The organism is Dermatophilaceae bacterium Sec6.4 (assembly GCA_039636865.1).
GTDB lineage: Bacteria > Actinomycetota > Actinomycetes > Actinomycetales > Dermatophilaceae > Allobranchiibius.
In genome coordinates this window covers 1123464-1137633 of record CP144172.1, presented here as the reverse complement: position 1 = coordinate 1137633, position 14170 = coordinate 1123464, and the positions used below count along the sequence as shown (strand labels likewise).

At 63.1% G+C, this 14170-nt stretch carries 11 protein-coding genes; 1 reads left to right on the top strand and 10 read right to left on the bottom strand.

Annotated elements, in window-relative coordinates; all coding sequences use genetic code 11:
- Positions 1–25 precede the first annotated feature (25 nt).
- The 3 genes from ppsA to V3G39_05560 form a co-directional block, all read right to left on the bottom strand.
- The gene (gene ppsA, locus V3G39_05570) at positions 26–2401 is read right to left on the bottom strand and encodes a phosphoenolpyruvate synthase (GenBank protein XAS77507.1); all 2376 of its coding nucleotides are present in this window, start codon (positions 2399–2401) and stop codon (positions 26–28) included.
- Positions 2402–2449: 48 nt separating this feature from the next.
- Positions 2450–3274, bottom strand: coding sequence for a pyruvate, phosphate dikinase/phosphoenolpyruvate synthase regulator (gene ppsR, locus V3G39_05565; protein ID XAS77506.1), 825 nt, complete (start codon positions 3272–3274; stop codon positions 2450–2452).
- A 117-nt stretch (positions 3275–3391) separates the two neighbouring features.
- Entirely contained in the window at positions 3392–4654 is a 1263-nt protein-coding gene (locus V3G39_05560; GenBank protein XAS78183.1) for an aminotransferase class I/II-fold pyridoxal phosphate-dependent enzyme, read from the bottom strand.
- Between the two features lie 264 nt (positions 4655–4918).
- Between V3G39_05560 and V3G39_05555 the strand changes: the two genes are divergently transcribed.
- Positions 4919–5458 (top strand): hypothetical protein, encoded by a 540-nt coding sequence (locus tag V3G39_05555; protein ID XAS77505.1) that lies wholly within the window; start codon positions 4919–4921, stop codon positions 5456–5458.
- A 126-nt stretch (positions 5459–5584) separates the two neighbouring features.
- On the opposite strand, the gene tuf is transcribed toward V3G39_05555, so the two are convergent.
- From tuf to V3G39_05520, 7 genes are all read right to left on the bottom strand, one after another.
- On the bottom strand, positions 5585–6778 hold the full coding sequence (gene tuf, locus V3G39_05550; protein ID XAS77504.1) for an elongation factor Tu: 1194 nt from the start codon (positions 6776–6778) through the stop codon (positions 5585–5587).
- Between the two features lie 136 nt (positions 6779–6914).
- Positions 6915–9020, bottom strand: coding sequence for an elongation factor G (gene fusA, locus V3G39_05545; protein ID XAS77503.1), 2106 nt, complete (start codon positions 9018–9020; stop codon positions 6915–6917).
- Between the two features lie 84 nt (positions 9021–9104).
- The gene (gene rpsG, locus V3G39_05540; protein ID XAS77502.1) at positions 9105–9575 is read right to left on the bottom strand and encodes a 30S ribosomal protein S7; all 471 of its coding nucleotides are present in this window, start codon (positions 9573–9575) and stop codon (positions 9105–9107) included.
- Positions 9575–9949 carry a 30S ribosomal protein S12 gene (gene rpsL, locus V3G39_05535; GenBank protein ID XAS77501.1) on the bottom strand — a complete coding sequence of 125 codons (375 nt, stop codon included), beginning with the start codon at positions 9947–9949 and terminating at the stop codon, positions 9575–9577. Before rpsL ends, rpsG begins: the two co-directional genes overlap by 1 nt.
- Before the next feature lie 376 nt (positions 9950–10325).
- A complete protein-coding gene (locus V3G39_05530; protein ID XAS77500.1) occupies positions 10326–12494 on the bottom strand; it encodes a hypothetical protein in 2169 nt (722 codons plus the stop codon).
- Between the two features lie 178 nt (positions 12495–12672).
- Positions 12673–13404, bottom strand: a complete 732-nt coding sequence (locus tag V3G39_05525; GenBank protein XAS77499.1) for a glycosyltransferase family 2 protein — start codon at positions 13402–13404, stop codon at positions 12673–12675.
- Positions 13401–14135 (bottom strand): class I SAM-dependent methyltransferase, encoded by a 735-nt coding sequence (locus tag V3G39_05520; GenBank protein XAS77498.1) that lies wholly within the window; start codon positions 14133–14135, stop codon positions 13401–13403. Before V3G39_05520 ends, V3G39_05525 begins: the two co-directional genes overlap by 4 nt.
- Positions 14136–14170: the final 35 nt, after the last annotated feature.

Sequence of the window (14170 nt, the reverse complement as noted above, 5' to 3'; positions counted from 1 at the left end):
CCGCACTTCTACCGACCGGGGTGGGTCAGGCGTTCGCTCGCTTCGCCAGCCGCAGCCACGTCTCCACAACGGTGTCAGGGTTCAGCGACATCGACTCGATGCCCTGATCCAGCAGCCAGTCGGCCAGATCGGGGTGGTCCGACGGGCCCTGACCGCAGATCCCGACATATTTGCCCTGCTCACGGCACGCGGTGATCGCCATCATCAACATCTTCTTCACAGCGGGGTCGCGCTCATCGAAGCCCGCAGCAACCAAGGCAGAATCGCGATCCAGACCCAGCGTCAGCTGGGTCATGTCGTTGGACCCGATCGAGAAGCCGTCGAAGTACTCCAGGAAATCCTCGGCGGCAACAGCATTCGACGGGATTTCGCACATCATCATGACTTCCAGGCCATGCTCACCGCGCTTCAGGCCGTTCTTGCCCAGGAGATCGATGACGCCCTTCGCCTCGGTGACGGTACGAACGAACGGGATCATCACCTTCACGTTGAGCAGGCCCATGTCTTCGCGTACGTAGCGCAGTGCCTCGCACTCCATCGCGAAGCACTCGGCGAAGTCCTCCGACAGGTACCGCGATGCACCGCGGTAGCCGATCATCGGATTCTCCTCGTGCGGTTCGTAGCTCTCGCCGCCCAGCAGTCCGGCGTATTCGTTGGATTTGAAGTCACTCATCCGCACGATGACCGGCTCCGGCGCGAACGCTGCGGCCAGCATCGAGACGCCCTCGGCCACGCGCTTGACGAAGTAGTCACGGGGGCTGTCGTAGGCGGAAATGAGCGGCTTGATCTCGGCGCGTAGATCCGCGTCGAGCGTGTCGTAGTCCAGGAGCGCCTTCGGGTGGATACCGATCTGGCGGTTGATGATGAATTCCAGTCGCGCCAGGCCGACGCCCTTGTTCGGAAGTCGGGAGAATTCGAACGCCTGGTCCGGGGTGCCGACATTCATCATGATCTTCACAGGGATGTCGGGCATCTCGTCCAGCGCAGTCTCTTTGACCTCGAAATTCAGCTCACCGTCGTAGACGAAACCGGTGTCGCCCTCGGCGCAGGAGACCGTGATCGGGCGTCCGGGTTCCAGCGCAGTCGTTGCATTGCCGGTGCCGACGACCGCCGGGATACCCAGCTCGCGGGCGATGATCGCGGCGTGGCAGGTACGCCCACCGCGGTTGGTAACAATCGCCGAGGCCCGCTTCATGATCGGTTCCCAGTCCGGGTCGGTCATATCGGCCACCAACACGTCCCCACGGACAAAATCGTGCATCTGGTCCATCGAGGTCAGCACCGCAACCTTGCCGGCACCGATCTTCTGACCAATGGCGCGGCCTTCGATGATGACCTCGCCGCGCGAGCCCATCACATACCGCTGCAGCATCGAGCCATTCTGCCGGGACTTCACGGTCTCCGGACGCGCCTGCAGCACATACAGATTTCCGTCGATACCGTCCTTGCCCCATTCGATGTCCATCGGGCGGCCGTAGTGCTCCTCAATCTTGAGAGCGTGCCGCGCGAGCTCCTGGACCTCATCGTCGGTCAGGCTCAATCGGCCGCGCTCGGCCGCCGGCACATCGACGAACTCAATCGTCTTACCCACGGTCGCATCCGAGGTGTAGACCATCTTGGTGGCCTTGCTACCCAGCCCGCGCTTGAGCACGGCGGGGCGACCTTCGCGCAGCGCCGGCTTGTACACGTAGAACTCGTCGGGGTTGACCGCGCCCTGAACAACGGCTTCGCCGAGGCCGTAACTGGAGGTGATGAACACCGCATCGGAAAAGCCGGATTCAGTGTCGATCGTGAACATCACGCCGGAGGAACCGATGTCCGAGCGGACCATCCGCTGTACCCCCGCCGACAGCGCAACCGAGGCATGGTCGAAATTCGAATGCACCCGGTAGGAGATCGCGCGGTCGTTGTAGAGCGAGGCGAACACGAGCTTGATCGCCTGCAGGACATTGTCGATGCCCACAACGTTGAGGAAGGTCTCCTGCTGCCCTGCGAACGAGGCGTCGGGCAGATCCTCCGCTGTCGCGCTGGACCGAACGGCGAGAGAGAGCTCTTCGTCGTCTCCACGCAGCTGCTCGTATGCCGACCGGATCTCCCGCTCGAGGTCGTCGGGAAAAGCCTGTTCCTGCACTGAGGTACGGATCAGCGCTCCCACCCGGGAGAGTTCACGCGTGTCGTCGACATCGAGGTCGTCCAACAGTGCGTTGATCCGGTCGGCCAGCCCGGTCTCGCCAAGGAACCGCACGTAGGCCTCGGCCGTCGTCGCGAACCCGTCGGGAACCCGCACCCCTGCCTGCGCGAGGTTACTGACCATCTCGCCCAGCGACGCATTCTTGCCGCCCACCCGGTCCACGTCGCCGAGCCCGAGATCGGCAAACCACTCGATATTGCTGACGGTCATGGAATCGGACCTCTTTCGACGAGAGCTGAGAACGGAAAAACTAGTGATTCAGTGGGCGCGGTTCAACTTCTGGGTCTGCATGATGACTGCTGCCATCTCTTCCACCGACATGGCTGCCGAGTTGATACTCGGCACCCGGTGTGCTCGAAACATAGCCTCTGCCCGGCGCAGCTCGTAGCTGCACTGGGTGATCGAGGCATATGCCGACCCCGGCCGACGCTCACCGCGCACCTGGCTCAGCCGACTTGCCGTGGTCAGGATTCCGAAACACTTCCTGGCATACGCCCTGATCGGACGAGGGAGATCGGTGGATTCGAAATCTTCCTCGACCAGCGGGTAATTGGCTACCAGGAGCCCGTGTTGCAGCGCCAGGTACATGGTGGTGGGAGTCTTGCCGCATCGCGAGGGCGCGGTGAGTATGAGGTCGGCGCGTTCGATGGCCCGCAGGCTTTGACCGTCATCGTGTTCGATGGCGTATTCGACAGCTTTCATCCGGGCGTCATATGCCATGGGATCGCCGACACCGTGAGCGCTGCCGCCACCCCGGGTTGCGTTGACGTGCAACACCCGCTCGACCAGATCGAGCTGGGCACCGAAAAGGTCGACAAAAGCACAGTCGGTACGCATCAGAACAGCACGGATTTCCTCGTCCGCGACGGTTGAGAAGATCAGTGGAATGACATTCTCGGTCTTCGCTATGTTCACATTCGCCAGAACTTCTTCTGCGTGCGAGACAGTTGTGATGAACGGAATCTTCTGCCGAATAAAGCGTAGCGTAGGGAATTGTTGCAGAATCATGTTGCCGAGGGTCTCGGCGGAGATTCCCGTGCCACCGGCCAGGAAGAAGACCGGCGTCGCTTCAACGGATGCCATAGGGGTCACCTTGACACACCTCGTTGCGCAACGGACACCAAGCCGCCGGCCAGGTCCCGGAACACCCAGGAAATCGTCCGTGTCCTGGCCGCGCGGGAGCCTGCCTACCCGATCCGATCAGGCGAGGAGCTTCTCTGCCGCGGCCAGCAACACGCAGGTCGCGACCACGTCCATCGCGTCAGTGACCTCCGACAGCGGCGGCATGGTCGGGGCCAGACGGATATTGCGGTCCCGCGGGTCGTCGCCGTAGGGAAAAGACGACCCCGCCGGAGTCAAGGCCACGCCGGCGGCCTTCGCGAGCTCGATAACCCGAGAGGCTGTACCATCCAGCACGTCCAGGTTGACGAAGTATCCACCCAGCGGAGTGTTCCAGGACGCCACGCCGTGCTCCCCGAGCCGCTCCTGCAGGATGCGCTGCACCTCGGCGAATTTGGGAGCGATGATCTCGCGATGCTTGCGCATGTGCGCGCGTACGCCTTCCGCACTGCCGAAGAACTGCGCATGACGCAGCTGATTGACCTTGTCCGGCCCGATCGAACTCTTGCCGAGGTGGCCGGTGTACCAGGCGATCGTCTCGGCTGAGGCCGCAAGGAACGCGACACCCGATCCGGCAAACGAGACCTTCGAGGTGGAGGCGAAGACAATGGGGCGGTGCGGGTGGCCCGACGCACTCGCCAGCGACAGGATGTCAGCGCTCTTGGCTTCGTCCTGCGTGAGGTGATGCAACGCGTAGGCGTTGTCCCAGAAGATGCGGAAGTCGGGAGCCGCGGTCTGCATCGCCGCAAGTTGCGACGCGACCTCCAGGGAGCACACCGCGCCGCTGGGGTTCGCATAGGTCGGCACGATCCAGATGCCCTTGATGCTCGCGTCCTCCGCGACCAGTTCCTTGACAGCCTCGACGTCGGGACCGTCGGCATTCATCGCAACGGTGACCATCTCGACGCCGTAGTGCTCCAGAAGGGAGAAGTGACGGTCATACCCCGGCACGGGGCAGATGAACTTGACCGATTCCTGCACCCCCCACGGCTCCTGGGAATCCACGCCGCCGTGGAAGAGATGGTAGATCAGGACGTCGGACATCATCGTCAGGCTGGCGTTCCCACCGGCTACCAGTTGGTTCAGGTCGACACCGAGCAACTCCGCGAACATCGCGCGCAGCTCCGGCAGACCCAACAGACCCCCGTAGTTGCGTACATCGGTGCCGTCGGCCGCGCGGTGACCGCGCGGAAGTGACAGCAACTCCTCGGCCAGGTCCAGCTGCGCGGAACTGGGCTTGCCGCGCGTCAGGTCCAGCTTCAGACCGCGGGCAACCGCATCGTCGTAGGCCGTGCGCTGAATATCGGACAGTTCGCGCAGCTGTTCTGCCGACAGGTCGGTCAAGGCCACAACAAGTCACCATTTCTGTGCTGGGGATGTGCCGGAGCGCCTATTCTCGCAGCACGCCCGGTCGCCGTTCCGGGCCGTCTCATCCATGGGGAGTCGCCGACGTGCCGCCGTCCGCGCGATCAGCGAAGATCCCCGCCGGTGCCCCATCGGAGATCCGCTCCGCGAGGTCGCCCTCGTTCTCAGCAGGGTTCTCACCGCGAATCACCAGACTTTCCTGAAACGGTCCCAACAGCGTCACCGACGATGAGGGAGATCCACGTGCAGACGTCAGATGAGATCTACCAAGGCTTGCAGGATCGGGTCCGCGACACGCCGTACACCGTGACGCGCACCGACTACGGGTTACTGCTGCACCTTCAGGTGGCCGATCTGCGATGGGTGGGCCTGCTGCACCAGCACAGCCTGCAGAAGGAGTACAGCATCGAACTCATGCTCCGGGAAGACGAACACATCTACAGTCGTCAGCAGGTCGTACGCGCGGTGTCCTGGATTACCGGGGTCGGGACAGGGGGCGCCGTTGCGCAGGTCTCCACCAAACGCACAGTGCTGCGAGGAACCGTTTACGAGAAGGAATTGCACCTTCAGTTCGGACTCACCGACAGCGGCCGGCCGGCCGCCGTCGGCTACGCCTTCGACAGCACCTGGCTGTCGAAGACCGTCAACGACTTCATGGCAGACACGGGCTGGCGCAAACAGGTGGATTCCGCCACCCGCACCGGCCTGATCGTCGCTGCCGCAGGCCTGGGATTCGCCCTCCTGATGGGCATCATCGCCGTGCTGATCGTGGTCCTGCTCTGATCCAGCAGCACCGCACCTGACCCAGCGCGTAGTCGATCCGGGTTGCGCGCTTGTGACGGGAAAGACCCCGGTCCGCAACAGCAGACCGGGGTCTTTCTCGTGTTCTACCTCCTTGCGGAGGTCATATCACTTGGTGATGGTGACCACGCGACCCGCACCGACGGTACGACCGCCCTCACGGATTGCGAACCGAAGACCCTCGTCCATCGCGATGGGCGAGATGAGCTCGACGGACATCTCGGTGTTGTCACCGGGCATGACCATCTCGGTGCCTTCCGGCAGGCTCACGACGCCAGTGACGTCAGTGGTGCGGAAGTAGAACTGCGGGCGGTAGTTGTCGTAGAACGGCGTGTGACGGCCACCCTCATCCTTGGACAGGATGTAGACGCTTGCCTCGAAGTTCGTGTGCGGCGTGGTCGTGCCCGGCTTGACGATGACCTGTCCGCGCTGCACGTCTTCGCGCTTGATACCGCGCAGCAGCAGGGCGGCGTTGTCGCCGGCCTGACCGGTGTCGAGCATCTTGTTGAACATCTCGATGCTGGTAACAGTTGACTTGACCGGACCCTCGTTGAGACCGACGATCTCGATCTCCTCGTTGATCTTCAGCACCCCGCGCTCGATACGTCCGGTAACGACGGTGCCACGACCGGTGATCGTGAAAACGTCCTCGACGGGCATCAGGAAGGGCTTCTCGACGTCACGCACGGGCTCGGGGATGCTCTCATCCACCGCGTCCATGAGCTCCATGATGCTGGCGCTCCACTTCTCGTCGCCTTCCAGCGCCTTGAGAGCGGAAACCTTGACCACGGGCAGATCGTCGCCGGGGAATTCGTAAGCGGACAGCAGCTCACGCACCTCCATCTCGACAAGCTCCATGATCTCTTCGTCATCGACCATGTCGGACTTGTTCAGCGCGACGACGATGTAAGGCACGCCGACCTGACGTGCCAGCAGCACGTGCTCCTTGGTCTGCGGCATCGGGCCGTCGGTCGCGGCGACGACCAGGATGGCGCCGTCCATCTGCGCGGCACCGGTGATCATGTTCTTGACGTAGTCGGCGTGCCCGGGGCAGTCGACGTGTGCGTAGTGACGCTTCTCGGTCTGGTATTCGATGTGCGAGATCGTGATCGTGATTCCGCGCTGCTTCTCTTCGGGCGCCTTGTCGATCTGATCGAAGGCGGACTGCCCGTTGACATCCGGGTACTTGTCGTGCAGAACCTTGGAAATGGCTGCGGTCAACGTCGTCTTGCCATGGTCGATGTGACCGATGGTGCCGATGTTGAGGTGCGGCTTGCTGCGCTCGAACTTGGCCTTACCCACTGGGTACTCCTTCAAAGACTGTTGGTCTGACGCCGGGGCGTCCTAATGGTGGTAATGCTGCTGGGAAGACGACATCAGTCGTCCCTGAGGATCCCTGCTCAGCCGCTAAAAGTGCAAACGGATGAACAGGTGCGCCTCATTCGCCCCGGATCTTCTTGATGATCTCTTCCGCCACGTTCTTGGGAACTTCGGCGTAGGAGTCGAACTGCATCGTGTAGTTGGCACGACCCTGGGTCTTGGACCGAAGGTCGCCAACGTACCCGAACATCTCCGACAGAGGCACGACCGCTCGCACGATCTTGGCGCCGCTGATGTCTTCCATGGCCTGAATCTGGCCACGACGAGAGTTGAGGTCACCGATAACTTCACCCATGTAGTCCTCCGGGGTGCGGACCTCGACCGCCATCATCGGCTCGAGCAGTGCGGGATCGGCCTTGCGGACCGCTTCCTTCAGCACCATCGAACCGGCGATCTTGAACGCCATCTCCGAAGAGTCGACGTCGTGGTAGGCACCATCGAGCAGGGTCGCCTTGATACCCACCAGCGGGTAGCCAGCGAGGACACCGAGCTGCATGGCCTCCTGCATACCGTGGTCCACCGAGGGGATGTACTCCCGCGGGATGCGACCACCGGTGACCGCGTTGACGAACTCGTACATCTCGCCTTCGTGGGTGTCCAGCGGCTCGATGGTGACCTGGACCTTGGCGAACTGGCCCGATCCACCCGTCTGCTTCTTGTGGATGTAGTCCAGCTTGACGACCGCGCGACGGATCGTCTCGCGGTAGGCCACCTGGGGCTTGCCGACGTTGGCCTCGACGTTGAATTCACGCCGCATCCGGTCGACCAGGATGTCGAGGTGCAGCTCGCCCATCCCCTTGATGATGGTCTGGCCGGTCTCTTCGTCCTGCTCGACCTGGAACGTCGGGTCTTCCTGAGCCAGCTTCTGGATCGCCATGCCCAGCTTTTCCTGGTCACTCTTGGTCTTCGGCTCGATGGCAACCGAGATGACGGGCTCCGGGAAGGTCATCGACTCCAGGACGACCTGGTCCTGCACGTCGGACAGGGTGTCACCGGTGGTGGTGTCCTTCAGGCCGATGAATGCGTAGATGTGACCTGCGGAAGCCGTCTCGACTGCGTTCTCCTTGTTGGAGTGCATCTGGAAGAGCTTGCCGACGCGCTCCTTGCGGCCCTTGGTCGTGTTCATGACCTGGCCACCGGTCGACATCCGACCGGAATAGACGCGCACGTAGGTGAGCGTCCCGAAGAAGGGGTGGGTCGCGACCTTGAAGGCCAACGCCGAGAACGGCTCGTCGGTGCTGGGCTTACGGATGATCTCCACGTCCTCGTTGCCCGGCTTGTGGCCGATCATCGGGGGCACGTCCAACGGTGTGGGTAGGTAGTCCACGACCGCGTCGAGCATGGGCTGTACGCCCTTGTTCTTGAACGCGGTCCCACACAGGACGGGGTTGACCTCACCGGCGATGGTGATGGCCCGGATGCCGGCCTTCAGCTCAGCTTCGGTCAGCTCCTCGCCGCCGAGGTACTTCTCCATGAGCGCGTCGTCGGATTCAGCAACACGCTCGAGAAGGGCCGTGCGGTACTCGTCGGCCTTGGCCCGCAGCTCAGCCGGGATTTCCTCGGTCGAATACTCTTCACCCAACTTGGTCTCGCCATGCCAGGTGAGAGCCTTCATGGCCACCAGGTCGATCACGCCGACGAAGTCGGATTCCGCGCCGATCGGCAGCTGGATGACCAGCGGCTTGGCTCCCAGGCGGTCGATGATGGTCTGCACCGTGAAGTAGAAGTCGGCGCCCATCTTGTCCATCTTGTTGACGAAGCAGATGCGCGGGACGTTGTACTTGTCCGCCTGTCGCCAGACCGTCTCGGACTGGGGCTCCACGCCCTCTTTGCCGTCGAAGACCGCGACAGCACCGTCGAGCACCCGTAGCGAGCGCTCCACCTCGACCGTGAAGTCGACGTGGCCGGGGGTGTCGATGATGTTGATCTGGTTGTCTTTCCAGAAGCAGGTCGTCGCGGCGGACGTGATCGTGATGCCGCGCTCCTGCTCCTGCTCCATCCAGTCCATCGTCGCTCCGCCGTCGTGAACTTCACCGATCTTGTAGTTCACGCCGGTGTAGTAGAGGATGCGCTCGGTAGTGGTGGTCTTGCCGGCGTCGATGTGGGCCATGATGCCGATGTTGCGGACCTTTTTCAGGTCGGTCAGCACTTCCTGCTGTGCCACGGTGTGGTTCCTTATCCGCTCGTCGAATGGTGTGGTGAGTGTCGGGTTCCGGCTACCTGTCAGGCATCCGGAACCCGACAACGATCACCAGCGGTAGTGCGCGAAGGCCCGGTTGGACTCGGCCATCTTGTGGGTGTCCTCGCGGCGCTTCACAGCGGCGCCGAGGCCGTTGCTCGCATCGAGAAGCTCGTTCATCAGTCGCTCGGTCATCGTCTTCTCGCGGCGCTGCCGGGAGTAGCCGACCAGCCAACGCAACGACAGGGTCGTCGCGCGGCCCGGCTTGACCTCGATCGGCACCTGGTAGGTGGCGCCACCGACGCGGCGGCTCTTGACCTCCAAGCTCGGCTTGATGTTGTCCAGCGCGCGCTTCAGGGTCACGACCGGGTCGGTGCCCGTCTTCTCGCGGGTGCCTTCCAGCGCGCCGTAGACGATGCGCTCTGCAACGGACTTCTTACCGTCCAGCAGGATCTTGTTGATCAACTGCGTCACCAGGGGCGAACCGTAGACCGGGTCGATGACGAGGGGACGCTTCGGAGCGGGGCCCTTACGTGGCATTACTTCTTCTCCCTCTTGGCGCCGTACTTGGAACGGGCCTGCTTGCGGTTGCGGACACCCTGGGTGTCCAACGAACCGCGGACGATCTTGTAACGCACGCCCGGCAGGTCCTTGACCCGACCGCCACGCACGAGCACGATCGAGTGCTCCTGCAGGTTGTGGCCCACGCCGGGAATGTACGCGGTGACCTCGATGCCGGAGGTGAGCCGCACGCGAGCCACCTTGCGTAGCGCCGAGTTCGGCTTCTTGGGCGTCGTGGTGTAAACGCGGGTGCACACGCCGCGTCGCTGTGGGCTGCCCTTCAGAGCCGGCGTGGAGACCTTCGTGGCCTTGTCCTGCCGACCCTTACGGACGAGCTGGTTGATGGTAGGCAACCTGTTGACTCCGTCTGTTGGTGATCTTGTCTACGAACGAGCTGATGCCCGATCGACTCCTTGGAATGCCGGCCAAGCCCTAGGCAACCGCCCGATGTCGGGTGATTGCCGCCTGCCTGTGATGCCGGAGCCCTCCCCCGCACTTCCTGACGATGCCAGGCTGCCCGGCGAGAGCGGGCGCACAAGTCTCGATTTCCTCGGTACCACTCACAGAGAGACCGCGGCGGTTGCACAATGGTGTCAACAACGAACCCGGCGATCAGCTTCCCGACGTTCGTGCCGGACCGGCTGTGCCCTACTGCTAGTGGGACGAGACATGGCGAGACCATGCACAGCCGTTGATCCTACCGGGGCTGACATACCGCACCAAATCGCGTCAGTCCGAGTTCGGTACGCCGGGGTCTATCGTCCTCGATCCCTTTCCGGCGGAAGCACCGGAAGGGCCAGCGAGGGCCGTGCCGGTCTGGGATCGCCCGGCCCAGGTCGACAACACCACAAGTAGGGGCACGCTGATCAACATGCCGACCGGCGGTATGGCTGTACCCGAATCGTTGGCGAAGAAGCCGATCACCCAGCAGATCACACACGCGACCAGGCCGTTGCCCAGGAACGGCAGACGATCCCAGAGCCGGCTCACCGGTTGGGTCAAGCGCCGCCCTGGTGCGATCAGCACGATGATCGCCACAATGAGCAGGACCGGCACAAACAGCGTCAGTGGGCTCGAGGTGACCATCTGTTCATTCAGCGTGAGGATCCGGCCGAGTCCACCGACCTTCCCGCCATCCCTGAGACCCGCGACGAAATCACCCAGGTGGGTTCGATAGGCGACCGGCCGAAGGTAGTCGATCACGGCCAGCGCACCGACCACCACGACAGTCGCGCCGCCGGTAATACCCACCCGCCGCCAGGTCACCTTCAACCCCGCTGCGTTCAGCGCCAGGTAGGCGAATGCAGGGATCATCGCCGCCGGGCCTCCACCGTCGGCTCCCCACCACGGGTAACCGTCCACCAGAATGGACGGGACGGCGAAAAGGATGACCGTCAGCGCCGCCAGATCGCGTCGGCCGGCCCTGATCAGCGGATCGGCCAGTAGCGCCGCAAGGAGCAGTCCGCTGGTCGCCAACATGGCATACCCGACGTTCCCCATGCCGTAGAAACGGCCGCCGTAGACCGGTTCCAGGCCCATCATCGAGGTGAGCTGAAGTCGAGACCCGTGAGTGGTGTCATCGACCACGACGTACCAGGTAACCGCGAGGATGACGATCAGCGGGCCGCCAGGGAACTTGCGCCATGGACCCACGAGCGCGACCGCGGGAATCAGAATCGCGATCAGGAGCACCGACACTGTCAGCGCAATTCCGGGATGACTGCTTCGATACCAGGGCACCAGCCCGACAGCGAATGTCGCTACCGGCAGCGCAGACAATGCGCCGGCAGTGAGCGCGATAGCGCCACGAAGCGACGGATGTGCGGCCCGTACCCGTTTGCCCCGACCAACCCGGTGCACCAGCCAGCGCCACACCAGGATGCCCAGACCGAGGATCGCCGCGCCGATCACCAGGGAACGGGGAAAGAAGCTGCGCAGCACCGAATGTTGAACAGCGAGTTCCTGACCCAGATCCCGAGACAGCCTCACCGACCCGTAGACGCTCCCCGTCGGCTCGACCGACGGCATCCGGCCTTCGGGCAGGTTCGGCGCATCGGCACCGAATCGGTGCAACAGCAGCGCCGAGAGATCAGGGGTCGCGATCAGACCGGGTTGGCGGGTGTTCAGGGACGTCATCCGCCCGTGCGGCACGCCGGGTCCGGCGACAACGACAGCACGTACATGCTCCGGAGTGGCGTCATCTGCCAGCGCAGCGACGATGACGGTCGCGTTCTGCGGAAGTCTGTCAATGACCTGCCGCAGCACGGAGTCCTTCGTCGTGGTGAGACTGACCAGACTGATGGAACACTCATTGAAATCGGCCTGGGCAACACCGGGCGCATAGTGGGTGACCACGCCCTCGCGGTCGACTGCGCCCAACGCAGCACCGCTACCAACCGCGAGCACGCATTGATTCGACAGCGCTGCGGTCGAAGCAAGCCGACCGATGTCGGCCTTCGGTGAACGCGACAGCGCGATCTGCCGCCACCGAGCCCAATACGGGTACTGGACGGTGCCGGCGTCAAGGTTCAGGAACTTCGGCACTGCAGGACAGCTGCCGACCGGCTGACCGGGCAATGTCTCCTGGACCACCGCACCCACCGACGTGCGGGTGCCGGCCGACAACGTCAGCCACGAGTCGTTGGTGCAGCTGTGGCCGGCGATATTGCGGGTCAACATCGCAGCAACCGCCCCGCGCCGGGCCAATGCGTAGAGAGTCGGGTTGGCCTGCACGGACGTGGAGTTCCAGTCGATGGTCGGCACCCGCACCAGAACAGTCGGTCCCGGCTGGGAAACGCTCTGCAACGGCGCCCGCTGGGTCATCCACGAAGTGAGCGTCAACCCGCCGAAGGCTGCCAGCAGCGCCACTGCGCACACGATCAGCCAGCGCCGGGTCACCGAGTCAGGGTACGACGGTTTGCACGCCGCCTCAGCCGCGCACCGGTGTGGCGCAAGGCGAGGACGTCAACCTCGGCGTATCGTGCCGCCGCCCACAGGAAAACAACGGTGTCCCAGGCATCGGCCGTTGATCGACGGAGCTGCTCGCCATCATCGAAGCGCAGTTCGACAGGCACGTTCACCGAGACTTCTGCCGCCGTGGTTCCTTCATCCGCATAGAGGTGCTCATCGCGAACATCTTCACCCCGAGTGGGATCGTCTTGCTCAGATCGCCCGTGACCGACGATTCCCCCACTCGCGGGTGGTAGTTGACCGGCACCTGGACCATCTTCGTCCCGCTCTTTGCCGTCAACACCAACATCTCCAGGCCGTATGCGGATCCATCCATCGTCGAGTGCTCGAGCAGGTAATCGGCATGTGCACGGGTCATCACCCGGAAGGTGCAACCGACGTCGGACAGGCTGGTGGTGTTGTAGAGAACCTCTACCCACTTGGCCACCGCCCAGTTGCCCCACTTGAGGAACCACCCCATGTTGGCACCATCCCAAATGAACTCGTTCACCGTGCGTGAGCCGACGACGAATCCGCATTCGGGCATGAACGCAAGCAGCTTGCGTAGATCCGTCGGGTCGAACGTACCGTCGGGCTCGCATACGGCGATCAAGTCGGTGCGAGCCTCACGAAGACCACGCTGGATAGCGGCGCCGTAGCCCTGACGTGGCTCGCACACTTCTCGTGCACCCGTCAGAGCAACTTGGGCGGAAGTGCCGTCCGCCGCGTTGTTGTTGATGACCAGTACCTCGTCGACCTCCGGCATGGTCGCGAAGGCGGTGATACATGCCGCAATGCTGTCCCTCTCGTTGTAGGTAGGAAGCACAACAGTCAGCGATGGGCGCCCCGAAACGGTCACGGCGTCGAGGTACGTGCGACGACGAGCATCTGGCCCGCCAATGGCTTGATCGGCGACCGCAGGTACCAGGGCACCAGAAAGGACAACCGGGACGCCGAGGACTTCATCGTCAACGGCATGAACCTCGCTTTGACCGTCTCGATGTGCAGGCCCCGCGAGGTGAGATAGTCGCTCAACGACTGATCGGTAAAAATCGCGACGTGCGTGTAGTCGTCGAAGTATCGTTTGGGCGCCAGCCGGAAGTTCGGCTGCATCAGTATCAACCGCCCGCCCGGCCGCAGTACCCGCAAAACCCCGTCGACAAGCTGGTTGGTCTGTGAGCGTTCCAGGTGTTCCAACAGGTTGGAGGCGAACACCACGTCGAAGGAGTTCTCCTCGAACCGGCTCAGATCGGTGCAGTCGCCGACCACAGCCTCGACATGCTCCCCCGCTTTCCGTTCGACAATGTCGTCCAGGTCCATGGCCACCACGCGCGCGGCGCTGATCTCGTTGGAGAAATCGCACCACCCAGCACCCAGTTCCAGCACGCTCGCATCAGCTGCGACCCACTGCTGAAAGTAGATTCCCAAGTGCCGCCACACATCTGAGCGAGCGGGATTGTGAGCTAGTCGAGTCTCGAAATATCCGGGCTCATAGGTGCCGGATGCTGCTTCGGTGATGGGGAGTTCCTTCTCGTTGTTGTCGTGGTGCCCTGGCCGGCCACGATCTGCGATCCAACGCAGTGCCCGCATCGCTGCGGTACCGACAGCCGCGGTAGGTACGGTGT